Here is a 24,926-nt window from a genome sequence, read left to right as displayed (position 1 = left end):
GGGGCTATCCACACGCCCGATCGCGCAGGGGGCTGCGCTCCTACATCACCCCACACGCCGGACCCAACCGGTAGGAGGCCAGCCCTCTGGCCGATGGGGGCTATCCCCGCGCCCGATCGCGCAGAGGGCTGCGCTCCTACAACACCCCGCACGCCGGACCCAGCCGGTAGGAGGCCAGCCCTCTGGCCGATGGAGCGCCACCCCATGACCGGCGGCCCGCAGATCACGCTGCCGTGGCTGGACCCGGAGCACCCGGAGGCGCCGTTCCCGGACCCGGGGCATGCCCTGCGCGACCCGAACGGCCTGCTCGCGGCGGGTGGCGATCTCTCCGTGCCGCGGCTGCTGAACGCCTATCGTTCCGGCGTGTTTCCCTGGTTCGAGGCCGGGCAGCCGATCCTGTGGTGGAGCCCGGACCCGCGCGCGGTGCTGGAACCGGGCCATTTCAGGCTGCACCGCAGTCTGAAAAAGGCGATCCGCAATCGCGGCTACACCGTCAGCTTCGACCGCGCGTTCGAGGCCGTGATCCAGGCCTGCGCCGGGCCGCGCGAGTACGCCGAGGGCACCTGGATTACCGCAAGCATGCAGCAGGCCTACATCGCCATGCACCGCACGGGGCACGCGCATTCGGTGGAGGTCTGGGACGGTCCGCGCCTGATCGGCGGGCTCTACGGCGTGGCCGTGGGTCGGCTGTTCTGCGGCGAGTCGATGTTCTCGCGCGAGCGCGATGCCTCCAAGATCGCGCTGGCCTGGCTGTGCCGCCACCTGGTCGCCTGGGACTGGCCCCTGGTGGATGTGCAGATGGAGACCGAGCACCTGCGCAACCTCGGCGCGATCACCCTCCCCCGGCGCGAGTTCATCGCACGCATCCGCGAAATCGCGCACGCGCCCGAAGCACCCGGGCCCTGGCGGGTCGATCCCGGCCTGAGCCCACTCGACCCTGACTGGAACACCGCCCCGTAGCACAAGCGGTGGGAGTGCTCCTTGTGGCAGGTGCTTGCTTGTGGGAGCGGGCTTGCCCGCGAATGGAACTTGCCAAAGTTCGACGCGGGCGGGGGCTTCGCGGGCAAGCCCGCTCCCACAGACCCGAACCCACAGACCTCTCCCACAAGCAAGTCCACTCCCACAGCCCCTGCCACAGAGTCCCCTCGCCACCCGCCCTTTGCGCCGACCGAGGGTGCTTTATACTGCCGGCCATTGGGGAACCGAACGGGAGATTCGGGTGGGCAAGGCATATCAGGGGGAATGGCGGGCCATGGCGCTCAATGGGCTGCGCGCGGGCCTTCTGCTGGCGCTGGCTGCGATCACCGCGGGCTGCGCGACGCTCGCGCCGTCGCCGCCATCGGACCAGAGCAATATCTGTGAGATCTTCCGCGAGCAGCCGCGCTGGTACGACTACGCCCGCGACTCCGAACGCGAATGGGGCACCCCCATCGCCACCCAGATGTCGTTCATCCAGCAGGAGTCCTCGTTCCGCAGCCATGTGCGCCCGGATCGCGAGCGCCTGCTCGGGTTCATCCCGTGGCGCCGGCCCTCCTCTGCCTACGGCTATGCCCAGGCGCAGGACCCGGTCTGGGGCGAGTACCGCGAGGATGCCGGAAGCCGGATGGCGCGGCGCACGCACATGAAGCACGCGACCGACTTTATCGGCTGGTACAACGCGCGCACCCAGCGCATCACCGGGGTCTCCCTGCACAATAGCGAGCACCTGTACCTGGCCTACCACGAGGGCCAGGGCGGCTATAACCGCGGCAGCTACCGCAGCAAGCCGCAGGTCCAGGCCGCGGCGCGCCAGGTTGCCCAGCGCGCCGACCGCTACGAGTCGCAGCTGGCGAGCTGCGAGTCCGAATTCCGCTGCCGCCGCTTCTACCAGTTCGGTCCGTTCTGCCGGCAGTAGCCGGTTCTGCCCGGGCCCGGGCATCCATCCGCGAGATCCCGGATAACCGCTTTGCGGTTTCCGGGATGACCCGAGAGGACACAATCGCTCGGGCGCGGTCGGTCATTCCGGCCACAGCGCAGCGGAGAGCCTGGATCTCCCGCCCAGGCGCAGAAGCCATCACTTGAGGGAACCTCGGGCCCTGTGTTCCAGTCTTCCGGGACACCCCTCCTTTAGCCGACAAGGACGCACCATGAGCGACAATCCCACCGCAGGCTTTCGCTTGAACCACACCATGCTGCGCGTGAAGGATCCGCAGAAGGCGCTGGACTTCTACCAGCGGGTGTTCGGCATGCAGCTGGTCAAGACGCTGGACTTCCCGGATTTCGAATTCACGCTCTACTTCCTGGCGCAAATCGGCGAGGACGAACCGCATCCGCCCAAGGATGGCGGCGAGGCCACCCGCTGGATGTTCAGCCAGCGCGGCATCCTGGAGCTGACCTACAACTACGGCACGGAGAAAGACGCCGACTTTCACTACCACGACGGCAACGAGGAGCCGCAGGGCTTCGGCCATATCTGCTTTTCGGTACCGGATCTGGACGCGGCCGTGCGCTGGTTCGATGAGAATAATGTCGAGTTCGTGAAGCGTCCGGACGAGGGGGGACTGAAGGACATCGCCTTCGTGAAGGACGTGGACGGCTACTGGATCGAGATCCTGGAGCCGGCCCGGCTGACCGGGCTGGGGCAGTAGCAGACCCCAAGCCCACGTAATGCCCGTGTTTGTGCGCGGGCAAGAGTTTTATTGCATATGCGCAGACGTATTTTGTTCCGCAATTCGTGTATGATGCGCGCTGAGTAGATTCATCCGATTTTCGCCGGGCCTTTGTTCCGGCCCGCCCGAGTACCCCCAGCATGTCCGAATCCCCCTCCTTCGCCGAACTCGGCCTGTCCGAGTCGTTGGCCCGTGCCCTGTTGCAACTGGGCTTTACCACCCCGACCCCGGTCCAGGCCGCGTGCATCCCGGCCCTGCTGGCCGGCGACGACGTGCTGGGCGAGGCCCAGACCGGCACCGGCAAGACCGGCGCCTTCGGCCTGCCGCTGATCGACTCGATCGATCCCGCACAGCGTCGCGTGCAGGCGCTAATCCTCGCGCCGACCCGCGAGCTGGCTGGTCAGGTCGCCACCGCCCTGGAGGGCTTCGCGGCCAGCATCGACGGGCTCGAGATCCTGCCGGTCTACGGCGGCCAGCCGATGGGCGTGCAGATCCGCGCCCTGCGCGATGGTGCGCAGGTCGTGGTCGGAACGCCCGGCCGCGTGGTCGACCACATCAAGCGCGGCACGCTGACACTGGATGCGCTGCGCATGGTGGTGCTGGACGAGGCTGACGAGATGCTGCGCATGGGCTTTGTCGAGGAGATCGAATGGATCCTCGAACAGACCCCGGCCGAGCGCCAGACCACGCTGTTCTCCGCGACCATGCCGGCACCGATCCGCCGTATCGCGCACCGCCACATGCGCGAGCCGCAGGAGATCCGCATTGGCGAGGGCAACGAGGCCGGCACCGACATCGACCAGAGCTACTGCCTGGTCGACCAGCGCCACAAGACCGAGGCCCTGGGCCGGATGATCGAGGTGGAAGCGGGACTGGACGCAGCGATCGTGTTTGCCCGTACCAAGGCCGCGACCGCCGAGATCGCCGAGGCCCTGAATGCCCAGGGCGTGCAGTCCTCCCCGCTTAATGGCGACATGGAACAGGGCGAGCGCGAGCGCGTGGTCGCCGACCTGCGCGATGGCCGCCTGGATGTGATCGTGGCTACCGACGTCGCCGCCCGCGGCATCGATGTCCCGCGCATCACCCATGTCTTCAACTACGACGCCCCGGGCGATGCCGAGGTGTACGTGCACCGCATCGGCCGTACCGGCCGTGCCGGACGCAAGGGCCGCGCAATCCTGTTCCTGGAGCCGCGCAAGCGGCGCATGCTGCGCGATATCGAACGCCTGACCGGCAAGCCCGTGCGCGAGCAGAAGGTCCCGGATCGCGCCGCCGTAATCGCCCGACGCGAGGAGCGCCTGGCCGAGCGCCTGCAGGCCGAGCTGGCCGGCGAAGCGTCGCCGCAGCTCGACGCCCTGCTGGACCGGCTGCTGGCCAACGGCCAGATGGGCGAACGCGATCTCGCCCGCGCCCTGCTCGCCCTGGCGACCCAGGGCACGCCGCTGGATGGCACGTCCAATGCGCACGATCCCGTGACGGCGGCCACCAGCCGACCCGAGCGCGACAGTCATCGTGCGGATCGCAACCGTGACCGCGCCCCCCGCCCCAGCCGCGGCAAGGACCGCGGGCCGGAAGCGGACATGGTGCGCTACTACATGCCGGTCGGGCGCAATCACGGCATCGCCCCCGGCGCGATTGTCGGCGCGCTGGCCAACGAGGGTGGCCTGAACGGCCGCGACATCGGCCGGATCGGCCTGCAGGACGACCACAGCCATGTGGACCTGCCGGCCGCGCTGGACGAGGCGGCGGTGCGCCGCCTGGGCAATATCCATATCGCCAACCGTCGCCTGGAAATGGCGCGCTCTGTCCCGACTCGCGACTCGCGTGCGACCGAGCGCCACGCCCCGGCTGCGCGCAAGCCCCACGGCCCCGGCAAGCCTGCCGCCAAGCGGCGTGGCCCGGCCCCGGCCAACGGCAAGCGCCCGGCCTATGCGGCCGCCGGAAAGCCGCGCAAGGCGCCGGGCCGCAAGGCCAACGCCAGCCGCGGTGACGGGACCCTGTCGGTCAAGCGCCGATCGGCCTGACCCCGGCCAGGACCCGCGCGCCGGCCGTTGATGACCGGCGTGCGATTACCTCAACTCAGTAGCGCATCGACGATGTCGGCCAGGCTATCCGCCAGGCCGGCACCGGCGTGTTGTGCCCGCTGTTCGTCGCCGTCCTGATACTTGCCGGTGCGCACCAGGCAGGCCGCCAGACCCGCGGCGCGCGCGCCGTCCACATCCCCCGACACATCGTCGCCCACCATCAGCACCTGCCCCGGTGGCAGATCCAGATCCGCAATCGCCGCCTGGAACAGCCGGGCATCCGGCTTGCCGAAGTTCTCGGCCTCCAAATCGGCCGCATACTCCAGTGCGCGTACGAACGGGCCGATATCCAGCGACAGGCCATCCGCCTCGCGAAAGTAGCGGTTAGTCCCCATCACCCATAGCGGTGCGCCCCCCATCAGCACGCGAAACGCACGGTTGAGCACCGCGTAGTCAAACGCGGCACCCATGTCGCCCAGCACGACCACATCCGGCTCGCCCGTGGGCACGCCCTCGAACTCGCGTTCCAGCGCCGGGTGTACCAGCAGCAGCGGCGTGCGTGACTCGGACTCGAGCCGCGCGCGGATCGCGGAGGGGACCGTCGTCAGCTGCGCGGACTCGAACGCGAAGCCGAGGCCGGCCAGCTTGTCGATGATGGCCGCGCGTGGCTCGCGCGTGGTGTTGGTGATCAGGCGGATCGGGAGCCCGGCGGCCTGTGCCCGCTGCACGGCCTCGATGGCGCCCGGGAGAGCCTCGTCGCCCACGTAGAGCACACCGGAGAGGTCCAGCAACAGCGCGCGGACCTGCTCCATCCCCTGCGGGTTTGATTCAAGCATCGCTACTCCCCTTGCCGCGGTACGTCACGCGGTATCCGGCCGGAATCCGTGTGTCCCGGCCCGGGGCACAGATGTACCCCTTCACCCGATTCAACGCCGAATCAGGCGATGAAGCAACTCGAACTTGCCGTTGGTGTGTTCGGTGCGCCCGGCATCGTTGCGCCACTCCCAGCGGCTGCCCGGGAACAACGCCCGCATGTCCGCCATCTCGCAGTGAAACGGCGGCCCACCCTCGCGCCCGGTCTGCATGAAGCACGCGAACAGCTCGCCGCCCGGGCGCAGCCAGGCGTGCAGCTGCCGCTCGTAGGCCGCCCACTGCTCGGGCGGGATCGCGCACAGGGAGGTCTGCTCATAGACGCCATCCACCGGCGTCTCCGGCTGCCATGCCAGCATGTCGGCCTGGACGACCTCCGCCGAAAGTCCCTCCCGCTCCAGCTGTTCGCGCAGATGGCGCACCGGTGTGGGGGCCACATCCAGACCAATCGGGTAATACCCAAGGCGCGCCAGGGCCGGGACCTCGTGTCCGAAACCGCAGCCCGGCACCACGATCCGTGCGCCTTTCGCCAGGTCGGTGATCGCCAGCCAGGCCTCCAGCGACGGGCTGGGGCCACCGCGATCCCAGCGCGTGGAGCCCTCCTGATAGCGGGACTCCCAGTCGGCCTCCGCATCCAGGGCGGCATTAACGGCCGACGACTCTTCGGAATTTTGCATCTCTCTCCTTCCCTGCGGACGATGGAACCAGTAATGAACGGACCCTACCAAACTGGAAACGACTCAATGGAGGCCGCAATGGACCGCAACGACCTGCCCTACCGCATCCACCGCCAGGAACTCGGGCCGATGGAGAACTTCGTCTACCTGATCGAGGACATGGCGAGCCGCCGCGCGGCGGTGGTGGACCCGGCCTGGGAGCCGGACGCGATCCTCAACCAGGCGCGCGAGCAGGACGTGACCATCTCCGACATCCTGCTGACCCACAGCCACCACGACCACATCAACGGCGTCGAGGCGATCCTGGAGCAGTACCCCAATGCCCGACTGCATATCCTCAAGCCCGAGGCCGAGTTCTGGGGCAAGGAGCTGGAGCGCCCTGAACTCCACCACGGCGGCGACACGATGAAGCTGGGCGATACCGAAATCCGCTTCCTGCACACGCCCGGCCACACCCCCGGCTCCGCCTGCTTCCACATGCCAGCCGGCGACGACCTGATCACCGGTGACACGCTGTTTGTGTTCGGTTGTGGCCGCTGCGACCTGTCCGGGGGCGACCCGGAGCAGATGTTCCATACGCTGAACGGCCTGCGCGACGGGCTCCCGGCGCATACCTGCATCCACCCGGGCCACAACTATGCGGAGAAGGCCGAATCCACCCTGGCGGAACAGGACGAGGGCAACCCGTTTCTGCACTTCCACGACCAGGACGAATTCGTCCACTACCGCATGCACGAACACGACCGGGTGCGCTCCACGCCCTACCATCCCATCCCGCGCGGCTGAGGCAAATCGCTCATGGCGCTTGCATCCCTCGGGACCAATCGCGATAATGCGCGCCTTCAGTCGATGCGCCCGTAGCTCAGCTGGATAGAGTACCTGGCTACGAACCAGGTGGTCGGAGGTTCGAATCCTTCCGGGCGCGCCATATTCCAGAGAAAGGGATCAGTGACTTACAGTCGCTGGTCCCTTTTTCTTTTGTGGCTTCAGAAGTCCTGTGACCAATTCTGTGACCAACCTGTGCCGCATCGCGCGATCGGCCCCTCGGACGAGACAACGGGATGACCTCCTGGCGCTGTGTCCAAATCCCTACCCTACTCCGGCGCCTGACCACCTTCAGGTACATGTTCAAAGAGGTCACCCACTTGGCAATTGAAGTAGGTGCAGAGGGCATCTACGGCTGGGAGCTCCACTCGCGTCGCCGTTTCCTGATAGAGCAGCGTAACCGTGTTGCGGTTTAGTCCAGTAGCTCGAGCGACATCGGCGATCTTCAGCTTCTGCTCGCCCATCATCCTCGATAGATGGCAACGAATCATATTCTCCCCGACTTAATTTGATCCTGAATCGTATTTTTAGTTGACGAACGACATTCTGCGTCCTAGGATTTTATCCAGGATGGCAAAAACAGCTACTGCGCGCTGTTACGCGATCCTGAAATCAACATTGTCCACTAGGAGCAGAAGATGGCACAAGAACGTACATACCTCACCACCGAAGGGCTCGCCGAACGGATTCACTACGACGCGCGAACCATCCGCGAGCGCCTCAAAGACAGCGTCCTGATTGAAGGCATCCACTATTTCCGGCCCTTTGGTGGCCGCAAGATCCTGTTCATCTGGGAAACAATCGAACGGGACATGCTCGGCTCCACCGATGACGAAATCGCCATCCCCATGGCGTCGGGGGGCACCTGCCATGGTTAACGTTCGACGTAGAAGGGAAACCGGAAAACTCGTCTTTGATTTTCGCTATCGAGGACAGCGGTGTCGTGAAACAACGAAGCTGGATGACACCCCGGCCAACCGGCGAAGCATGGAGAAAGTCGCGAAGAAGATCGAAGCCGAGATCACTCTTGGCACCTTCGAATACAGTCGGTACTTCCCCAACAGCAGCCGAGCGGTCAGGTTCTCCGCCGAGCTGGAAGGCGCCGCCCCGACCGAAGCGGACGACGAAACGGCCAGCACCCCACTGTTTCGCGATTTCGCCGAACAGTGGCTGCAAGAAAACGAGGTCGCCTGGCGCTTCAAGACGCTGGAGACCAACCGCGGCTCCCTGCGACGACACCTGCTGCCCTACTTCGGTGATCAAAGGGTCAGCGACATCAGCAAAGCGGACATCCTTGCCTTCCGGTCCGAGCTCGCCAAAGTTCCAGGCCGGAAAGGCAACGCGACCCTGTCCCCAAAGACCATCAACCACACCCTCGGGGTGCTCTCGATGATCCTGGCCGAAGCCGCTGACCGCTTCCAGTTTACGTTCCCGATGAACAATCTGAAACGGCTCAAGCAACCACGTAAGGAGATCATGCCGTTCACGTGGGAGGAAACGCAGCAGATCATCAATACGGTCCGAGCCGACTACCGCGACTACTTCATCGTGCGACTTTTCACTGGGCTGAGAACCGGGGAAGTGCACGGCTTGAAGTGGAAGTACGTGGACTTCGAGAAGGGCCAGATTCTGATTCGCGAGACTTACAACCAGGGCCGGACGGAATACACCAAGAACGACGGCTCACAGCGTGAGGTCGCCATGTCTTCCGTGGTCGCAGAGGCCCTGCAACGACAGTTCCGAGCCACTGGCAAACAGGAATACGTCTTCGTCACGAAGGCCGGCCGGCCACTGGACACCAAGAACGTCACTCAGCGGGTCTGGTACCCATTACTCCGCCATCTCGGGCTTGAGCCTCGCCAGCCCTACCAGTGCCGGCATACCGCCGCCACACTTTGGTTGGCGTCTGGAGAGAACCCGGAGTGGATCGCCAGGCAACTGGGCCATACCACGACCGAGATGTTGTTCCGCGTGTATTCGCGGTACGTCCCGAACCTGACACGCCAGGATGGTTCCGCCATGGATCGTCTCCTGCGTTCTCTCCAAGGGAACGCCGAAGAGCATACGGAGGTGCGCAATGAAGGCTAAGGACGTTCAAGAACTGCAGCGAATGGTCGGGATGGATGACATCGCATGCTATGAGCCCGTCATTTTCGCCGCACGGGTCGAAATCCAGTGCGAAGGCCGAGCTCCTAGCGGAGAACCCTACTACCGACTTCGGGTCTACGATTCGACCGGTTATTTCACGGCCTTCGCAAGGATTCGAGACTGGGAGGGACATCCCTTGGGAGGAGGTCAGTTCCGATCCCTGGCCCTCCACACCATCGAAACGGAGCGTGGACAGCGACACGTTGTGGCTTATCCAGAAGTCGGGTCGGCACTGCCCGAGAAGGGGCCGCTGGATCTTCTCCCCGTCCACCGCGCACCCGACCCTGGCAGCCTGCAGCGCCTGGTCAATGTGGTGCAGAACCTTTCCGTTGAGCCCTACCGAGAATTCGTCAGTGAGGCCTTCTCGGATCAGGAATTCGCCATCCAGTACCTCACGCTCCCGGCCTCCAGGCGATGCCACCATGCCAAGACTGGCGGGCTGATCGCCCACAGCCTCGAACTGGCAGAAGCGGTACATGCGGTGGGTCGGGCCATGGCATTGCCAACGCTGCAAACGGAAGCCGGCATGCTCCTGGCCCTGATGCATGACATCGGCAAGATCGTCCTTGCTTCGGAATTTGCCGAACGGGTACCCACTCGCTCGCATGAAGAGCTCATCGAATACGCTCTCCAGGAACCGCTGCTTTCCCTAAAACAGATGGACTCAGACGCCTATCACACGCTGTGGGCGCTCATAGTGGCCTACCGCAACGGCGACAGCTATTCAGCACCAATGGCAACCGTGGTGCGTGGCCTGGATGGCTGCAGCGCCCAAACGGATGCGGCCTTCCAGAGCTCATCACAGGCGCCGATGCACCGGTACTGGCAATCTCCCTGCGGAGGTCGAAAAGTCTGGATTCCGCCCCTTTTCAGCCAGGACACCCGTCGCCGCGCCGAATAACGTTCACAACTGGCCCCCAGAGACCCCTGCTCCATCTATACGGGGTTCTGGGGCCTCTCCTGGCCCCATCCAGCTGGTTGGCCTGCAAAACGGGAAGACAGCCCCCACATACCGGCCGATTACTAACCATGTCGGTGATTCGAGCGGATCCCGGGGGCCTAATAATCCACGACGCGGGCCAACCTCTCGGTTGGCCTATTTCGTTTGTGTACCCGGATTTGTACCACTTGGTGTTGTTGTGGCCCTTAACCCCGGTCTGGGCGTTTCAGATGCCCTCCACCTCGATCCCGTGCTCCGCCAGCCAGCGCTTGCGCAGGTCGTAGTCAGGCATAGCGCGTTCGAGGCGGCGCCAGAACTCGGGGGTGTGGTGGGGCTCGTGCAGGTGGATCAGCTCGTGGACCGCGACGTATTCGGCGATGTTGCGGGGCAGCAGGATGGTCTTCCAGTGGAAGTAGAGCCAGTCGCCCCGGCCGCAGGAGCCCCAGCGGAACCCGAGGTCCTGCACCCGAACGCCCGCGGGCGACAGGCCGAGGCGCTGCGCGTGGGCATCCACCTGGCGGCCCAGCCAGTCATTCGCGCGTGCGGTGTACCACTGGATGAAATGCTGCCGGGCGTCGTTCAGGGCATCCTGGCGGATGAGAAAACGCCCACCATCAAGCTTCAGGGGAACGGCCTGCCCAGTCGTGGGGACCGTCTTCAGGCGATGGCTGCGCCCAAGGTACAGGAACCCCTCGCCGTCCACGTATTCTTTCTTCGGTAGTGGCCGGTGACGCCGAGCCTTTTCCGCCAGTTTCCGGTAGATCCAGCCGCGCTTCTCGACCACGAAGGTGCGCATCTGCTCCGGGTCGATGCCCGCCGGGGCCGCGATGAAAAGCTCACCCTCCCGGTCCACGGTGATCTCCAGCGTCTTGCGGCGCCGACTCTCGCGCACCTGGAAGGTCAGGTCTTCGACCCGTAGCTCTGTCATGCGTTGACCAGACGGTCGTGGTTGGCCCGCGCCAGATCGAACAGGCGCTCGACCAGCGGCTCGACTTCGTCCACCGGCACCACGTCCCGCTGCACCAGGTGCTGGAACAGCTGCCCCTTCAGCCGCTCCTGATCCGGAACGTGGGAAGGCTTCCAGAAATCAGGCACGTCGATCTCGTCCTGGATCACCCCGAGCAGCTCTTCGGTGACATCGATCAACTGGACCGCTTCGGTCTCCCCGGTCGGCTCGCCCTCCGCACCGGTGCTCTGCACCAGCTCACGCCAGAACGGGACGGCGTGGGCCGGCAGATCGGGCAGCTCCTCGCCGTCCACGGCCGCATCGTCCCGCAGCTGCTGGGTCAGACCTCCCAGCGCATCGACCTGCTCTGCCCACTGGCCATCCAGTTGCTGCAGTAGTTCCTCCAGCCGATCGCTCAGCCGCCCATACTTCACCGGGTCTTCGTCCAGATGCTTGCGGATGTGGGAACGGACCGCGTGCTCCATCTCGGAGGCCTTGGCGCGATCGCCCACCTGACGGTTCAGGTGCCGCTCGAAATCGGCATCGGTGAGCTGCACCGGCGGAATACGCGGGTCCACGCCGAGCGAGATCACATAATCGTCGATCAGCTTGCGCACCTTGTTACCCACATCTTTCCCAAGCGACGGCACATCTTTAAAGCGGTTGCGGGCCAGGGCGTGGATGTAGGCCAACTGCTTGGCGTCGTTGACGAACTCCAGCCCTTCCGGTCGCGGCAGCACGTCATCCAGGCTCTGGCTGAACTCCTTGAGCTTCACGGTGAACTCGGCCCGCACCCGCTCGTCCGCCAAGGCCTGCACGGCCTCTTCGACGTCCTCCAGGCGCTCCACGCCCTGCTGGCGCAGCACGTCCACCGTGCGCAGATGACGATCGCGCAGCAGCGGGATCTCGTCCTTCAGGCTTTGCAGGGCGCCCTCGATGTCCTCCTCGCTGTAGGCCGCCAGGGCCTCCTTGAGGTGATTGGCCACGCCGAAGTAGTCCACCACGATGCCGTGGGTCTTGCGGTGGCCGGTGCGGTTCACGCGCGCGATGGCCTGCAGCAGCTCCGCCTCGCGGATCGAACGATCCAGATACATCACCCCCTCGATGGGCGCATCGAAGCCCGTGAGCAGCATGGACTTCACGATCAGGAAGGCCAGCGGATCGGCCTTCTCGGGGTCGTCGTGCGTCAGCGGCTTCTTGAAGCGCTGGATGTGGTTCTCCACCGCGGCGCGGTCGGTCCAGCGCGCCCAGGCCGCATCTTCGTTGTTGCGGCTGCTGATCACCACGGCAAACTCCAGACGCCGGAGCAGATCCCGATAGCGCCAGGCCTGGATCGCCGCCTTCACCCGCTCCGGCCGGGCCACCAGCTGCGCATCGTCGAGCTGCTTGTCCTCCACGGACAGCGCCATCGCCTCCTGCAGCAGCTCGTCCCGGGCCTCGTTCAGTGCCTCGAAATAGCGCACGGCCGCCCGCCGGCTGTAGGCGACCAGCTGCGCCTTGTAGCCATTCGGCAGGATATGGGTCACGTAGTGGCGTAGCATGTCCGCGGCCTTCTCGCGGATGAGCTGCGGCGCCTCGAAGATCTGCCCCTTGGTGGCGTATTTCTTCTTGATCGCCTCCAGCTCTTCCTTGCTGTAACTGCGGAACAGGTCCTCGAACAGGCCATCCAGGCTGGCCCCATCCTTGATCGCGCCCTTCACCGTGCGCCCCTCGTACAGGATCGGCACGGTGGCGCCGTCCTGCTCCGCCTCCTTGATCGTGTAGCGGTCGATGTAGTCGCCGAAGATATCGTGCGTGCGCTTCTTCTCGCCCATGATGATGGGCGTACCGGTGAAGCCGATGCGGGCCGCGTTGGGCAGCGCGCGCATCATGTTGGCGTGCAGGTCGCCGGCCTGGGTCCGGTGCGCCTCGTCCACCAGCACCAGGATGTCCTCGCTGGTGTTCAGCACCTCGAAGGGCTCGCTGCGCTTCGGGGCCGCCGGGGTCGCATACTCGCTGGGTGGTTCCGCCACCTCGCGCAGATCATCCTGCGCCGCGTCTCCCGGCGCCTCGCCGGCGCCGCCCTCCCCCTCGATGTCGGGGTCGCGATACTTCTGGATGGTGCCGAACACCAGCCCCGGCCCCTCCCGGGCCAGCAGCAGCTTCAGGCGCCCGGTATTCGCCGCGGTCGCCACCGTCTCCCCGGTCAACGCGGCCGTCTCCGAGAGCTGGGTCTGCAGATCCTTGCGGTCGGTGATGACCACCACCTTGAAGCGGCGCAGCTTCGGGTCGGTGCGCAGCTTGCGCACCAGAAACACCATCGACAGGCTCTTGCCGCTGCCCTGGGTGTGCCAGATGATCCCGCCGCGCCGGTCCACCTCCCCGTCTTCGCGTCGCGTCTGGCCGGTCTTCAGCCGTTCGATCGCACGGGTCACCCCGCGATACTGCTGATAACGACACACCAGCTTGATCGTCTGCCCGCCCGCGTTCATGAACAGCGTGTAATGGCGCACGATGTCCAGCAGCGTATCCGGCGCCAGCATCCCCGCCGCCAGGCGCTGCTGGGCGGAGAGCTCCGCCACGCCCAGCGCCTCGGCCACCTCCGACTCGCGCCGCGGCACCACCGTCTTCCAGCTCAGGTAGTGGGCAAACGCGGCCCCCACGGTGCCCGCGCGCGCCTCGTCGAAGTTGCTGGCGACCAGCAGCTGACTGGTCGCGAACAGCGCCGGCGCGCCCTCGTGCTCCTCGACCTCGAAATCCTGGAAGCGCTGGTCGTGATACCGCCGCAGCTGGTCCACCGCCTGGCTGATGCCCTCCGGCACCGTGCGGCTCTTGCACTCCACCACCACCAGCGGGATGCCGTTCACGAACAGCACCAGATCCGGGATGATGTGGCCCTTGCCGACATCGAACCCGGGCGGGCACTTCACCTTGAACTGGTTCACCACCAGAAAGTGGTTGTTCGCCGGTTCGTCCCAGTCGATCAGCCGAATGGTCTGCCCCCGGCCGCCGTCCCAGTCCGGCAGGCCCTCCACGCTCAGGCCGCCCAGCAGCAGCTCGGTCGCCTGCCGGTTCGCCTCCATCACCTTGCTGGCCGGGATGCGCGTAACCGCGGACACCGCCTGATCCAGGCGCTTCTCGTCCAGCCAGGGCTCGCCCGCCCGCAGGTTGATCGCCCGCACCCGCTCGCGCAGCACCGGCTCCATCACCACCTGCGCGAAGCTCTCGCGGTGGGTCACGCCCGGATCCTCGACCGACCCGGCGAGGTGCGTCCACCCCAACCCGACGAGCTGATCGATCAGCGGCTTCTCAACGTCCGTGTACTCGGATCCGGCCATACCATGCTCCAGAGATCTGTAGGGTCAGGATAGCAATTCTCCCGGTCGGCCTAGCGCAAACACAGCAGCGAGGGCGCGTTGAGCGCATAATGGAGGGCAAACGGCAGGAGCGCATGATGAAACCACCGTCCGGCAAGAAGACCCGCAAGCCCGTAAGCCGCGAAGCCATTATCCGAGCGGTCGCAACCTCCACGGCCTTGGAAACCGGCGAATCCAGCAAGACCATCGAGGCACGCCTGCGCAAGCCCAACCCCCGCCTCAGGTCGCTAAAACTCGGCTGAACTCCTCGACCAACGGACGGTAATCGCCGCCCACTCCGGCGTGGCTCGTTTTGATCTACCCAGCGCAAACGCGACTATCCCGTGGATTCCCTCGGTAGAAGTCCCATTTGCTCGCCAAAATCACCCCAATAAGCCCGAATTACGCGTCCGTTTGCCGAATTTCTCCCGTTTTTTCCGACAGTTACCGTGGTCCGGCCCCGTTATCTTACTATTTCCCTAGCAGTCATATCTATCCTTGATGTACTGATGATAGTGCCGCCCTACTGACCGGGCATTGATAAACTCTCTGAATACGTGCTCTGGTACCCGGCAGAAAGTGTAATATGGGTCGCTGTCCTCGAAATCGATATACATTTGGCTTGTCGAAGCGTCGTAGCCAATCTTCCTTATCGCTGAAGATCTTACATTTACCCAATCGATCATCTTTCATTCCTTCTACTTTTACGCCAGGCTAAGCCGCCGGCTGGAGCGCCAGCGCAAACGGGTCGACTCGAGACATTTGCTAAGCTTTCTTCCACTTAAACCTAATTCTGTGGTGATGCACTGTATGGGGCAGAAACCCATCAAACTGTAAGCGACCAGTCACGACTCCAGGAAAAATCCCAATTTTGTTTGCAAAGCTCTCAATAGAACTCGCAGAAAAATCACGTTTGCTCACAAACTGTTTGTACTCTTTTTCAGGAATTAATGTCCTTTGAGCAAAAAGATCAGCCTCTTTTTCTTGTTTGCGATATCGCGGGTCGCTTTGACCATTTTCTAAAAATGTGGCTCTTTTATCGTGCAACAAAATATGCCCTATTTCATGCATTAAACTGAACCAAAAGATGTCGGACCAACTACCTCTAAGCGACATCATTATTACTGCTTTATTTTTGTCTACCCAAAAGGTCGCACCCGTTGTGTAGGTCTTAGGAAAATGAGGGATCAAGACTAAAGCAACACCACAGCTTGCCAATAGCTTCCCAAGGTTTTCAATTAGAATATTGGGATCAGTTTCAAAGGTAAGGCCTCTAATATCATATAAGCAGTCATTTAGTCGCTCGGGATTAAATTCTCTTGTATTTTTACCGGACGCCAAAATGTGGCCAGCTCTCAACCACGCAGCAAGGGCTTCATGAGAAACACTGTCCTTTTCAACCTGCCTAAATGCGGGCGAATACTCCTTTACCTCACATATATTAAAAAGCGAGGAAACACCAAAAAACTTTCTGAGCTCTCTGACCTTAGATATTTTATTTCTGGTTTTCTCCACCAAGCCCAACTTGGAGAGTTCCAAATATGGATAAGACGAAGCAACATCCACCTCCCCTTTAGCCTTTTTCTCATCTACTTCTTTAGCAAGAATCAATCGATAACTGGCTTCCAAATTGCTCCAGAAATATGCGGGCACACCTACCACTTGCTCTAGCTGTAGTGCGGTCTCTGGTGTTATCGCTTTCTCACCTTTCAATATCTCGTTGATTGCTTGAGAGGGACGCCCCATTCGACGGGCCAATTCCGCCTGACTGACGCCCATCTCTTCAAGCACTTCTTCCAGATACTCTCCCGGTGGCACAGCTAAATCTGACATATGTGCTTGTTCAGTCATCATAGTGCTTACTCACTTCTTCAATCATCACAATGTTCAAGCAGTCGCCATCAGCAGTGAATATCAACCTGTAAAATCCCGTGAGATTGACCGCATATTGGCCTTGGCATTTTCCTTTTAGGGGATGGCACCTCAGGCCTGGTAATCCCATAAGGTCATCAAGGTTCGCCACCGACTTGATGATTTCGATACGCTGTATGTATTTTCGAGCGACCTGATCGCCGAATTCTTTAACTGCGTGTTTCTGGTGCTTAAAGCACTTTTCTAGCTTTTTCTTGCGAAATTCGACTTTCAAAGTCGGCGCACCCTAAGTGTAGACAAATTCGGAGGAGAATCGTTCACCCTTGGGGTGAAGAGTATACGCGATGGAAATGCTCGGGTCGACAGGCTCAGGGAGTGGTGAGAACCCGAGCGAGCTTAACGCCAAGCTCAGCCGAGGAAGGCCGCGTCGCGGCCTGACGTCGACTGGAGCGGCGTGTTGGGCCAATACGAAATCCAGGGGCGCTTGCGGGTGGTATCATCCCGGCCTCCATTCCTGGCCGGCGAGAGAGTCGCGGGTGTCGCCTGAGAGCCGGGACTCTCTTCCGGGGTTTCTGGCGAGATTCGGACCTCGGCCTCGATGGACTGCATGTCCCCATGGCACGCGTTTTCGGCCGGCGGGGGCGCCGTCAAGAAGACGGCTACGAGGCAGGCACGCCGTCCTGCGTCTCGGGGGTCCCTTCATCAGTGCCACCCATGAGTACCTTCTTGCCCATCGCCTTTTCGATAATCTCCAGCAGGCGGCGCTTGCGCTGCTGGTAGAAGGCGTCGAAGTCGTCCGCGCGCAGGGCCTCCACCGGGATGCGGTGGCCTTCGAGGATGGCGTCCATCTTCGCGTTGCCGAGCTGGACCTGTTCGTGGTTTTGCAGGCGCTGCAGATACTCCGAGGGCGCGTCGCCGCCAATCATCCGGTTGGCCTTGTACGAGATCGGGGTCTTGTTGACGATCGAGTCGTACACCCGGGGCGGGATGTCCCGGGCATCGCACCAGGCGCGGGGGAAGATGTGGTGGATATCCAGCTCGACGCCCTGCTGGTCGAGGGCCTGGATATCCCCCTTCCAGAAGAAGTCCCTGGCGCCTTCGCGCAGGATCAGCACGTTGATGCCCTTGTAGGCCGCACTCAGGCGGGTGCGCAGGGTATCGAGGCGCGCCGGGTCGAACGAGGCATCCACCACGGTGCGGGGCAGTTCGGCGTCGTCCTCGAACCAGTGCATCAGCTCGTCCAGGTCCAGGGCGATGCGGGTCTCCACGGCGCCGCCGTAGAGTTCGCCCAGCACGCCGCTCCAGAACCAGCGGGAGAGCTTGTTGTGGATGCGCGGCTCGCGCCAGCGGTTCCCCAGCAGGGTCATGACCGCGGCCAGCGGCACCAGCTGCGTGGCGTAGGGCAGCTCGCGCCGACTGTAAAAGCACTCGCCCTTGAGGAAGTATGCCGCCTCGACGAAGCCCTGCTCCACCGCGTCGGCCCAGCGCTGGTAGGCCGGAAGTGGCAAGTCCAGCACCGAGGCCCGCTTCGCGCTCACCGGACGTACCTGCTTGCCCTGCTTTCCGGCGGCGATGTCCTCCTGCTTGCGCTCGCGCGTGTGCAGCAGGGTGACCGCCTGCAGCAGGTCCGTGTTCTCCACGTCGGCCAGCAGTTCGTGCTGCGCCAGGCGGGCCTGCCGCGAGGGAACGTCGCGAATGTCGGAGCCGTACCAGTCGTCGCGCAGGTTGTAGCCCTCTGCGGCGTAGCTGGCAGTGATCAACTCGAACACCGAGAGCTGCACCCCGCCCGTGTTGACCTTCTCAAACACCAGGCAGACCGCCTCCTTGGAAGTCTCCTTCTTCAGCTCGATTACCGGCAGCTGATAGGAGGAAAAGGCGCTGATGATCTGCTTCTGGAACTCCAGAAACTCACCCATGGCCTCTTGGTTGTAGCGGAACAGGTCCTGCAGCCATTCGGAGGCGTCAAGGATCCTGTCGCACGGGAAGCACAGCCGCTCGCACTCCAGCTGCCGCGTGGACAGATCGATTTCCACGTCGCGCCCGAAGTTGGTGCGCGTCTGGCGGTTCTCGTCTACCGCGAACACCGCGTCTTCCAGCCGATCCTCCCCTTCCAGCGCCATGCGCACATCGAAGTAGTAGTGGCGCTTGATCGGCTTGCCCTTGGAGGTCCGGGTATCCACCGGGCTCTCCAGCCCCACCGCCTGGGTCAGGCTGGTCAACCGCTGCTGACCGTCCAGGATCAACTGGTCGGGTTCCCCGCCCACACCCTTCGGATCGATCCCCTCCACCGGCCGCGTCTGGAACTGCACCTCGCCCCCGGTTTCCATCAGCATAACCGCCCCCACCGGGAACGACCGCGCGATGCTGACCAGCAGGCTCTGCACGTGGTCGTCGTCCCACACCCACCCGCGCTGGAAGTCCGGCAGCTGGATCTTGCCCGTGGTGATGTCCTTGAGGAGTTCGGGCAGTGAGCGTTTGGTGCTGTCGAATGTCGTCATGGCGGTTCCTTGTGCGCTGTCGTGCGGGTAATTTAATGGCCCGGTCTATGCCGAGGTGGTGGGTTGGCCCTGTTCGAGCAGCGGGGTGACGCGGACGCGGCCGGTAAGGAGGTCGTCCATCAGTGCGGTTTTCTCAGATTTGAGCTTTGCTGCCGCATGCTGTTCTTTATTTATTTTTTTATTCAAACCGAGCAATGCATCAACAACCTTGAGCTGCTCCCTTATACTGCTTGGCGCAGCCATATAGACTTTTCTGAGATTCGTAGGATTGACATTTACTTGATGAACCCCGGGCGTGGCATATCTCTTGACCATATTCTTTGTGCTGTTAAGATTAAGCCAAAAATTGAGATACTCCGGACTTAGCTTTTCTTGATCAGGGTTTAGTCGAACCAAGTAAGAGGCAAAGCTCACTCTGGGAAGCTGGCCTCGCCATATTCCTGTTCTCCCAACATGATCTATACTGTTGGTTCTGTTGAAGAGCACGTCACCATACTGAAGGGTCAGACCACTGATTGAGGATGCTGGTGAGAACTTGAGGCTTCCAAGAGAGGCTTCTCCGTCCTGAAAGTTATTCATCCTAAGTACAGGAACCTCTCCTGAATCACTCAAGCTGGATGAAATCCCATAATCAGCTGTTGGCACAAACCATTTCAGCTGATCACATACCCACTCCCTCGGAATGAGCCCCAGCGGCGAGTCCTTGTAGAGTTCCGGCGCCTGCTCGGGGCTGGGACGGAGCTGGCCGTTCTCGTCGATGCCGCGGGTCAGCAGGTCGTGGAGCAGGCCCTCCTTGACCTTCTCCAGCTTGGCGATCAGCGCCTCGGTCTTCTGGATCTGGGTGTCGACGGTGTCGAGTATGCGGGCGATGTGTGTCTGTTCAGTCCACGGTGGCACCGGGACGGAGACCTTTCGAAATTCGGAACCCGAGATCTCCAGGAATGTGGTTCCAGAAGCGAGACGAACCAGCTCGCTTTTCAGTTTCGCAGACCAGTGGTAATAGTAATGCGGACTGAAGTGATTGCCGAAGGCGATGCTCTTGAAACCCTGGTTTGTGGTTGCCGGAACCGAGTTTAGAGCTGCCGCACCGAGCGAGGCACGTGTTGTAATCAGAAGGCTATTCACCGGCAGGAGCTTCGCACCACTTTGCGCAAGGCCTTCGGTTGTGATCTTTTCCTCGGTGTACTCCAAGTGCTTCTGTGCGAGACCTGTCACCTCACTTGGGGTCACCCAAGGGATACCCCCTCCCCAGTAACTGGGGTTATTTCGACTCGGGGTGCCCCCGCTTATGACCTCTCCAACCTCATTGATGGGAAGGGTGCTCCAGTCACTCGGCAATTCCGCGAGCAGCTGCTGGTAATCAGACATAACCCAGCCCCTCCAGATACTGCTGCAGCTCCCGGGCAGCGGTGTCGCGCTCGGCCTCGATGTCGGCCAGGGTCACCCGGTACTTCTCCCACCAGGTCTCGAAGGCGGCGATCACCTGCTGGCGTTGCTGGCGGATGTGGCGTTCGAGGATCCCTTTGAGATCGTTGTGCAGGATGGTGCCGACCAACTGGGCGGCGGCGGGCTCGTCCAGGACGTCCACGGCGGTGTTCAGGTGGGTCTCGAAGCTGGCGACCTTGGCCTTGTGCTGTTTCTTCACCTGGGTGCGTTCGCTCTTCCACGCCCTGATCTCGGCCGGGGTCGGGGCGTCTTCGTCCTCGCTGGTGGCTTCGCCCTCGCCGTCGTCGTCGCCTTCGGGTTGGGCCTCGGCGGCCTTGATGCGGGCGTCCAGTTCGGCCTTACGGGCGGCCAGGTCTTCGAGTTCGGCCACGTAGTCCTGCAGCAGGAAGTGCACCAGGCGGTGGTCCAGCGGGTTGGCCTTGTTCTGGTCGTCTTCCAGCTGGCTGATGATGGTGGTGCGCCAGGCGTCCACCACGCCGAGACAGCCACGGGTCTGCAGGGTGCGGAACTCGTTCTTGTTGTCGAACCAGAAGCCGGCAATGATCCCGCGCACCGCGAAGCGGTCGAGCATGCCGGTGGGCTCCAGAGCGGCGGAGAAGCTGCCCAGCAGCTCGTCTCGCAGCTGGGTCAGGCGCCCGCCATTGCCGGAGAGTGCGGTAATGCTGGCGCCGTGCTCGGCCCACCAGGCCTCGAAGGCGGCCAGCACACGGGCCTCGCGCTCCTGCAGGCCGGTGTCGGCCTCGATGGCGGGCTTGAGGTCGCGCTTCTCGTTCAGGTGTTCGGCGAAGTCCACGTAGTCGGGATCGTCCGGTCGGGGCGTGAACAGGTGCATGGGTTCGAGGCCCTGGGCGTCGAACAGGGGGCGCCGGGCCTCGATCTCCTTCACCGGCACGCCGCCCTTGAGGTGGGCGCGCACGTCCTGGGGCTCGGGCGGCGGGGTGTTGTCGGCGTAGCGGCGGATGTTCAGGTTGTAGTCGTTCTCGCGCAGCTCCTCGAGGGGCACGACCCGGGCGAAGCCGGGCACATCCTCGAAGGCATCCCAGGTGCTGACGATCTTCTCGATGTGTTCCGGCAGCAGGTGGTTCTGGGCGCGGCCCTCGTGGTATTCGCGGTCGGCGTTGATGAACAGGACGCGGCCCTTGCGCGCCTCGGGCTTGGCGCCTTTCGCGCGCAGCACGAGGATGCTGGCCGGGATGCCGGTGCCGTAGAACAGGTTGGGCGCCAGGCCGATCACCGCCTCCACCAGGTCGTCTTCCAGCAGGCCGGCGCGGATGCGCTTCTCGTCGCCGCCACGGAACAGCACACCATGCGGCATCACGGTGGCCAGGCGGCCGTTGGCGTTCAGGCTGGCGACCATGTGCTGCAGGAACATCAGGTCGGCCTTCTTGGCACCCTCGGGCACGCTGCCGTAGTGGAAGCGCTCGGGGAAGTGCGGGCTGGGGGTGTAGCCGATGGAGAACGGCGGGTTGGTGAGGATGCGGTCGAAGCGCTTGAGCTCGCCGCCTTCGACGTGCTGCGGGTCGGTGAGGGTGTCCTCGTTGCGCAGGTCAGCGCTGCTGATCCCGTGCAGCAGCATGTTCATCTTGGCGATGGCCCAGACCGAGCCGGAGGCCTCCTGGCCGAACAGGTTGACCTTGCGCGGATCACCGCCCTGCTCTTCCAGGTACTCCTTGGACATCACCAGCATCCCGCCCGACCCCATGCACGGGTCGTAGACGCTGTGGCCCTCCTGCGGATCCATCAGCCGCACCATCATGCGGACCACCGGGCGCGGGGTGTAGAACTCGCCACCCTTCTTGCCGGCGGAGTCGGCAAAGTCGCGGATCAGGTACTCGTAGGCGGCCCCCAGCAGGTCGGGGAACTCGAAGTCCTCGTTGCGCAGGCGGTACTCGCTGAAGTGGACGATCAGATCGCGCAGCTTCTTGTCCGGCAGCGTGGTGGAACCCACCTTGCGGGTGAAGTCGATGTGCTCCAGCACCCCGGCCAGGCTGGGGTTGTGCTCCTCCAGTCCGGCCAGCGCCTTGTTCAGCTCGTTGCCCACGCCCTGGTGGGCTTCGTTCAGCAGGTACTCCCAGCGCGCCTTGGGCGGCACGTAGAAGTCCGACTTGTACCAGCTGGGCATCTCGACGAGCTTCGCGATCTCTTCCTCGCTCTTGCCGCTGGCGCGCAGGTTGTCACGCACCTCGTCCCGCCGCTGCTCGAAAACGTCCGAACAGCGCTTCAGGAACAACATGCCGAAGATGTATTCCTTGAACTCCGAGGCGTCCATGCGCCCTCGGAGGATGTCCGCCGCCGCGAACAGGTGGCGCTCAAGCTGGTTCAGGGTCAGGATCATGGAGGAAATCGGTCCTTCGATCGGTTCAGGTAATGGGACAGTCTTGGAGCTCGCTGCGACGACAGCCGTCGCGCGCGCCGTGCCTCATGCTAACGAGCCCCGACCCAGCCCGCCACGACGAAGCTCCCCAGCCGGTTAGCGGCAAAGTCGCAGCCCCACTCCTTGCGGAACATCCTTGCATCTTCAATTCATAAGGGACGAGGGATGCCATCATGGCCGCACCGATCGATCTGTACCTGGACCCATTGCCGGACATGGGAGAACTCGGCCCATGCAATCTGCGTATCACGCACGCTCCCTGCCACGTTCGCATGCGGATCTATACCCACCCTGTCACTGGAGCCCAACAACTTGTCTGCCCAAAATGTGGTCGCTACATCGACCTATCGCACGCGATGCTGGACAGCATAGAACACGCGGCGATACTGGAGCTTCCCGGCTTGGTTCGCGGCAATCTCCCTGGACAGGGCCCTGAAGTTATTCTGATCCTGTGCAACTGAACCCGACGACTCTGCGGAAACCCTGGGGGGTCCCTCGCGAGCGCTGGCACTCGGCGCGGGTGATACGCTCAAGCCATGGCATTGCTGAAGGTTGGCGAAAAGGACCGCGACGGTCGCCAGAAGCGCATCGAACACACCGGGCGCTATCTGCGCGCCAGTCGCACGGGTGGCCTTGCCCTGCGGGCGCAGACCCGTGCCGCCGGCATCAACCTGACGGGCAACACCAACCGAGGGGTGCGCGTTTCCACCCGTCTGGCCAAGAATACGCAGGTGGCCTTCCAGAACGGTCGCTTCATTCTTCGAGGGCGGTACGGTTCGGATGCCGCCAAGTTCAACCTGTCCAAGTCCGGCGTCACCGTCTCTACCAAAACCCCGATCGGCTCGTTCAACTGGATCCGGCCCGGGCGTTCGTCGGCAAAGATCGCGGGCGTGCAGCTTCGCGGGCACAACGCAGGGGCCATTCAGGGGATCTTCGCGCTGGTCGCCGCTGTTTTCTTGCTTGTTCGGGGCATCCTTCGCTTGTTCACCGGGATCATCGGCGGAATGGTCCGGTTGGCCGGCGCCGCCCGGGCCCGACGCGAACTCGCACAAGAGGAAGCCGCGCGCCCGACGTTTGTATTGGAGGCAATCGAGGCGCTTGGTGAGCAGGTGCTCGCCGCGAATGGCGACGACCCTTCTGCCTGGGCGGCACGGGATCAGCTCGCCGCCGTGGCCTTTGCTTTTCTGGTGATCGGTCGCGGCGCGGCGAGCGCCCCGCCACTGACGGTCGCCGATGGATCCACCTCCGCTGCCGAGAACGCCCTGCTCGAAGATCTCCAGACCGCTCGTGAGCGCTGGAAAGCTTGGCTGGGTGCGTTACCGCCAGAAGATATCGAACCGGCCATGGGCATCCTGGTGGTTCTGGCCCGGAACCTGGCCAACGCCGAGTCTCCCGAGTGGCGAGGCGAGACGCTGCTGGCACTGGATGACGCCTGCCTGCGCGATGGCCCCAAGACCCTGCTCCAGGAAGCGATGATCGATCTCACCGCCGAGGCCATGGGCGTAGAGCTGGTCCTGGAGGGCGAGTGATGAGCGCAGCACGCCCCGGCACGCTCGATGCGCTGGTCCAAGTGCATCAACACCTGATCCGGAACCCTGGATCCACCGAGACCTGTGCCGCGTGGCGGGCGTACTGCCGCGAGCATCGCTGCGAATGGGTCACGACCTGGGATACCGAACCCTACCGGGAAACGAACCCAGACGAACTCTCGCTGCCCGGGCGCGACCGGTTCGACGACATCCCACAGGAGGCGCTGGACGAGGCGGTGCTGCAGATTGTCGATACCGAAGGACCGGTTCACCTCGTCATCCTCACCCGGCGACTGCTGGAGGCCGCTGGATTTTCCCGGGCCGGCTCCCGAATCCAGGCGCGCATCCACGAGGCTCGGGCCCGGCTGGGCGCGCAGGGTTTGATCCGACTGGACGGTGAGTTCTCCGGGCGCCCGGAACAGTTCGCGGTGCCCTGCCTGCGGGACTGGAGCAACCTGCCGGATGCGTTGCGCCAGCTCGACCACGTCCACGACTCGGAACTGATGCTGTCGCTGGTTCGTACTGTGGCCGAGACCGGCACGCTCGAACGGGACACCGCCATGAACGATGCCCTGCACCGGATGGGGTTCATCCGGCTGACGGACAATGGCCGAGAGCGCCTCCAGGTACCGCTGGAGCGCGCGCTAGAAATGGCTCTTCTAGTAAGCCAAAACGGCGTTCTCGAGGCCGGTACAAAAGCCTTTCACCGGCCTCGGTCTCCTGCGGACCCGATAACGTCCCTGGGGTAATCCCGGGGTCCCAAGAGCCTCAGCAGCAACCGGGCCATTCCCGCA

Annotated in this window: 23 protein-coding genes and 1 tRNA gene; 13 read left to right on the top strand and 11 right to left on the bottom strand. The window is 63.4% G+C overall.

The genetic code is table 11. The annotated features are described in order from the left end of the window. The first annotated feature begins 204 nt into the window (after nt 1-204). The 4 genes from aat to F579_RS0102235 all read left to right on the top strand — a co-directional run bounded on the left by aat (nt 205) and on the right by F579_RS0102235 (nt 4,672). Nucleotides 205-960 carry a leucyl/phenylalanyl-tRNA--protein transferase gene (gene aat / locus F579_RS0102250; protein ID WP_019024471.1) on the top strand — a complete coding sequence of 252 codons (756 nt, stop codon included), beginning with the start codon at nt 205-207 and terminating at the stop codon, nt 958-960. Between the two features lie 259 nt (nt 961-1,219). Next, nucleotides 1,220-1,894, top strand: coding sequence for a hypothetical protein (locus F579_RS0102245; protein ID WP_019024472.1), 675 nt, complete (start codon nt 1,220-1,222; stop codon nt 1,892-1,894). 232 nt (nt 1,895-2,126) lie between these two features. Further along, complete coding sequence (gene gloA / locus F579_RS0102240; protein WP_019024473.1) at nt 2,127-2,627, top strand: lactoylglutathione lyase; 501 nt, start codon at nt 2,127-2,129, stop codon at nt 2,625-2,627. A gap of 161 nt (nt 2,628-2,788) precedes the next feature. Further along, complete coding sequence (locus tag F579_RS0102235) at nt 2,789-4,672, top strand: DEAD/DEAH box helicase (RefSeq protein WP_019024474.1); 1,884 nt, start codon at nt 2,789-2,791, stop codon at nt 4,670-4,672. A gap of 50 nt (nt 4,673-4,722) precedes the next feature. Here F579_RS0102235 and F579_RS0102230 read toward each other — a convergent pair whose 3' ends face one another. Both F579_RS0102230 and F579_RS0102225 read right to left on the bottom strand, forming a co-directional pair. After that, a complete protein-coding gene (locus tag F579_RS0102230) occupies nt 4,723-5,484 on the bottom strand; it encodes a TIGR01458 family HAD-type hydrolase (RefSeq protein ID WP_026301054.1) in 762 nt (253 codons plus the stop codon). Between the two features lie 114 nt (nt 5,485-5,598). After that, nucleotides 5,599-6,219, bottom strand: a complete 621-nt coding sequence (locus tag F579_RS0102225) for a methyltransferase domain-containing protein (protein ID WP_019024476.1) — start codon at nt 6,217-6,219, stop codon at nt 5,599-5,601. Between the two features lie 78 nt (nt 6,220-6,297). Here F579_RS0102225 and F579_RS0102220 point away from each other — a divergent pair, with 78 nt between their 5' ends. Further along, entirely contained in the window at nt 6,298-7,005 is a 708-nt protein-coding gene (locus F579_RS0102220) for an MBL fold metallo-hydrolase (RefSeq protein ID WP_019024477.1), read from the top strand. A 65-nt stretch (nt 7,006-7,070) separates the two neighbouring features. Beyond that, nucleotides 7,071-7,147: transfer RNA gene (locus F579_RS0102215), tRNA-Arg, on the top strand. A 166-nt stretch (nt 7,148-7,313) separates the two neighbouring features. On the opposite strand, the gene F579_RS14820 is transcribed toward F579_RS0102215, so the two are convergent. Continuing rightward, entirely contained in the window at nt 7,314-7,535 is a 222-nt protein-coding gene (locus F579_RS14820) for a helix-turn-helix transcriptional regulator (protein WP_081616888.1), read from the bottom strand. A gap of 147 nt (nt 7,536-7,682) precedes the next feature. On the opposite strand from F579_RS14820, the gene F579_RS0102205 reads away from it, so the two are divergent. Genes F579_RS0102205 through F579_RS0102195 form a run of 3 tightly spaced genes read left to right on the top strand, consistent with a single transcriptional unit; the run spans nt 7,683 to nt 10,093 of the window. After that, the gene (locus tag F579_RS0102205; protein WP_018877780.1) at nt 7,683-7,922 is read left to right on the top strand and encodes a hypothetical protein; all 240 of its coding nucleotides are present in this window, start codon (nt 7,683-7,685) and stop codon (nt 7,920-7,922) included. Beyond that, nucleotides 7,915-9,132 (top strand): site-specific integrase, encoded by a 1,218-nt coding sequence (locus tag F579_RS0102200; protein WP_026301055.1) that lies wholly within the window; start codon nt 7,915-7,917, stop codon nt 9,130-9,132. The genes F579_RS0102205 and F579_RS0102200 overlap by 8 nt, the downstream gene beginning before the upstream one ends. Continuing rightward, nucleotides 9,122-10,093, top strand: coding sequence for a TraI domain-containing protein (locus F579_RS0102195; protein WP_019024480.1), 972 nt, complete (start codon nt 9,122-9,124; stop codon nt 10,091-10,093). The genes F579_RS0102200 and F579_RS0102195 overlap by 11 nt, the downstream gene beginning before the upstream one ends. Nucleotides 10,094-10,358: 265 nt before the next feature. Here the strand turns inward: F579_RS0102195 and F579_RS0102190 are convergent, their stop codons facing one another. Both F579_RS0102190 and F579_RS0102185 read right to left on the bottom strand, forming a co-directional pair. Then, nucleotides 10,359-11,060 (bottom strand): M48 family metallopeptidase, encoded by a 702-nt coding sequence (locus tag F579_RS0102190; RefSeq protein ID WP_019024481.1) that lies wholly within the window; start codon nt 11,058-11,060, stop codon nt 10,359-10,361. Next, nucleotides 11,057-14,395, bottom strand: coding sequence for a type I restriction endonuclease subunit R (locus tag F579_RS0102185; protein WP_019024482.1), 3,339 nt, complete (start codon nt 14,393-14,395; stop codon nt 11,057-11,059). The genes F579_RS0102190 and F579_RS0102185 overlap by 4 nt, the downstream gene beginning before the upstream one ends. A gap of 89 nt (nt 14,396-14,484) precedes the next feature. Here F579_RS0102185 and F579_RS14590 point away from each other — a divergent pair, with 89 nt between their 5' ends. Next, nucleotides 14,485-14,676: a hypothetical protein gene (locus F579_RS14590; protein WP_019024483.1), complete on the top strand. Its 192-nt coding sequence runs from the start codon at nt 14,485-14,487 to the stop codon at nt 14,674-14,676. 216 nt (nt 14,677-14,892) lie between these two features. Here the strand turns inward: F579_RS14590 and F579_RS15490 are convergent, their stop codons facing one another. The 6 genes from F579_RS15490 to F579_RS0102165 all read right to left on the bottom strand — a co-directional run bounded on the left by F579_RS15490 (nt 14,893) and on the right by F579_RS0102165 (nt 22,564). Beyond that, entirely contained in the window at nt 14,893-15,099 is a 207-nt protein-coding gene (locus F579_RS15490) for a KTSC domain-containing protein (RefSeq protein WP_081616887.1), read from the bottom strand. 79 nt (nt 15,100-15,178) lie between these two features. Further along, a complete protein-coding gene (locus F579_RS14810; RefSeq protein ID WP_081616886.1) occupies nt 15,179-16,267 on the bottom strand; it encodes a HigA family addiction module antitoxin in 1,089 nt (362 codons plus the stop codon). After that, nucleotides 16,257-16,559: a type II toxin-antitoxin system RelE/ParE family toxin gene (locus F579_RS14805; RefSeq protein WP_081616885.1), complete on the bottom strand. Its 303-nt coding sequence runs from the start codon at nt 16,557-16,559 to the stop codon at nt 16,257-16,259. Before F579_RS14805 ends, F579_RS14810 begins: the two co-directional genes overlap by 11 nt. Nucleotides 16,560-16,944: 385 nt before the next feature. Next, nucleotides 16,945-18,783 carry a DUF262 domain-containing protein gene (locus F579_RS0102175; RefSeq protein WP_019024484.1) on the bottom strand — a complete coding sequence of 613 codons (1,839 nt, stop codon included), beginning with the start codon at nt 18,781-18,783 and terminating at the stop codon, nt 16,945-16,947. 45 nt (nt 18,784-18,828) lie between these two features. Further along, entirely contained in the window at nt 18,829-20,151 is a 1,323-nt protein-coding gene (locus F579_RS0102170) for a restriction endonuclease subunit S (RefSeq protein ID WP_019024485.1), read from the bottom strand. Next, nucleotides 20,144-22,564, bottom strand: a complete 2,421-nt coding sequence (locus tag F579_RS0102165) for a class I SAM-dependent DNA methyltransferase (protein WP_019024486.1) — start codon at nt 22,562-22,564, stop codon at nt 20,144-20,146. The genes F579_RS0102170 and F579_RS0102165 overlap by 8 nt, the downstream gene beginning before the upstream one ends. 212 nt (nt 22,565-22,776) lie before the next feature. On the opposite strand from F579_RS0102165, the gene F579_RS0102160 reads away from it, so the two are divergent. The 3 genes from F579_RS0102160 (at nt 22,777) to F579_RS0102150 (ending at nt 24,881) form a co-directional block, all read left to right on the top strand. After that, nucleotides 22,777-23,064: a hypothetical protein gene (locus F579_RS0102160; RefSeq protein ID WP_019025562.1), complete on the top strand. Its 288-nt coding sequence runs from the start codon at nt 22,777-22,779 to the stop codon at nt 23,062-23,064. Between the two features lie 75 nt (nt 23,065-23,139). Further along, nucleotides 23,140-24,132 carry a hypothetical protein gene (locus tag F579_RS0102155; protein WP_019024487.1) on the top strand — a complete coding sequence of 331 codons (993 nt, stop codon included), beginning with the start codon at nt 23,140-23,142 and terminating at the stop codon, nt 24,130-24,132. Further along, nucleotides 24,132-24,881 (top strand): DUF3320 domain-containing protein, encoded by a 750-nt coding sequence (locus F579_RS0102150; RefSeq protein WP_019024488.1) that lies wholly within the window; start codon nt 24,132-24,134, stop codon nt 24,879-24,881. Before F579_RS0102155 ends, F579_RS0102150 begins: the two co-directional genes overlap by 1 nt. Nucleotides 24,882-24,926: the final 45 nt, after the last annotated feature.

It is taken from the genome of Thioalkalivibrio sp. ALJ21 (assembly GCF_000378605.1).
In the GTDB taxonomy this organism is placed as follows: Bacteria; Pseudomonadota; Gammaproteobacteria; order Ectothiorhodospirales; family Ectothiorhodospiraceae; genus Thioalkalivibrio.
The sequence above is the reverse complement of the archived record's forward strand: the minus strand, read 5'-3'. Positions and strand labels throughout refer to the sequence as shown.